This window comes from Acinetobacter portensis (assembly GCF_009372215.1).
Lineage (GTDB): Bacteria > Pseudomonadota > Gammaproteobacteria > Pseudomonadales > Moraxellaceae > Acinetobacter > Acinetobacter portensis.
The window spans coordinates 1-1,209 of the sequence record NZ_LWRV01000105.1 but is presented as its reverse complement, the minus strand read 5'-3'; the positions used below and the strand labels follow the sequence as shown (position 1 = coordinate 1,209).

Below are 1,209 nucleotides of genomic sequence, written 5' to 3'. Positions count from 1 at the left end.
TCTCTGCTATTTGATTTGGCGTTTTAAAATCCAAACTCTTTTGAATTCTTCGCTGATTATAAAATAACACAATGTATTTTGTAATATCTGCTTTAGCTTCATCTCTGGTTTTATAGTTGCAATGATGCACTAATTCATTCTTGAGTATGCCCCAGAAACTTTCAATCGGTGCATTATCGTAACAGTCCCCACGTTTGCTCATTGAACCTTGAAAATCACATTTTTCCAGTATCTTTCGATATTCATGGCTGCAATATTGGCTGCCTCTGTCCGAATGAACAATTAAGCCTTTCGTTGGTTTTTGATTACGAATCGCCATAGTCAGTGCATTGCAAACAAGTTGTGCGGTCATACGCTCATTTAAGCTATAGCCAACCACTTGTTTCGTGTACAGGTCTTTTACTGCTGCCAAGTATAACCAACCTTCAGCAGTCCAAATGTATGTAATATCGCTTGACCATGCAAGATTGGGCTTAGTCATTGAAAACTGTTGCTCTAGTAAATTTGCGTAGATCGCTCGATTATGATCACTCTTCGTAGTTCTTTTGAAACGCTTATGACGCTTACAATACAGCTGGTTGAGCTTTTTTATTTGACGTACAGCATACGTACTGATTTTGATACCTTGCGCTTGTAAATGCTTAGTTAATCGAATATAGCCATAGCTTTGTTTAGTTTCCTCATGAGCTATTTTGACCAAAATTGTCTGTTGATTTCGCTGAACCAATCTTTTATTCATGCCTCGTTTTAGCCAATCATAAAATCGTGACACTGAAACGTGAAGTAATCTAGCCATAAAGCTAATCGGGAATAAATGTCTTTGCTGTTTCATATAGGCGTACCTTACTGACTTTCTTTCGCAAAGTACGCTGCTGCCTTTTTTAGAAATTCACGTTCCATTTCAGCTGTTTTGAGCTGTTGTTTGAGCTTTTTATTTTCTTCGAGTAAGGCATTTAGATCAGGTGAATATTGTTTAGTGCCTGCTAAGGTGCCAGTCTTTGCTTTATTATTCCAATTTGAAAGAGTTTGCATTGAAATGCCAAGTTGTCTGGCTGTTTCCGATACATTGCCTTGATTGGCTTCAATCAATTTTATTGCTTCAACTTTAAATTCTGCGGTGTAAGTCTTCTGTTTCTTGCTCATGGTAAACTCCTGATGAGTGTCTATAGTTTACCAAGTTAAAACCTCCTGTTTTCTCAGCACACATCA

Annotated in this window: 1 protein-coding gene; it reads right to left on the bottom strand. The window is 37.6% G+C overall.

Features of this window, described 5'->3' with window-relative positions:
- Positions 1-1,143, bottom strand: a protein-coding gene (locus tag A6M14_RS12745; RefSeq protein ID WP_152875530.1) for an IS3-like element ISAba21 family transposase whose coding sequence is annotated in 2 segments (ribosomal slippage) — positions 1-885 and positions 885-1,143 — 1,144 coding nt annotated over the 2 segments. Because the reading frame shifts where the segments join, the coding sequence is not laid out codon by codon here. This gene is flagged as partial in the annotation.
- Positions 1,144-1,209: the final 66 nt, after the last annotated feature.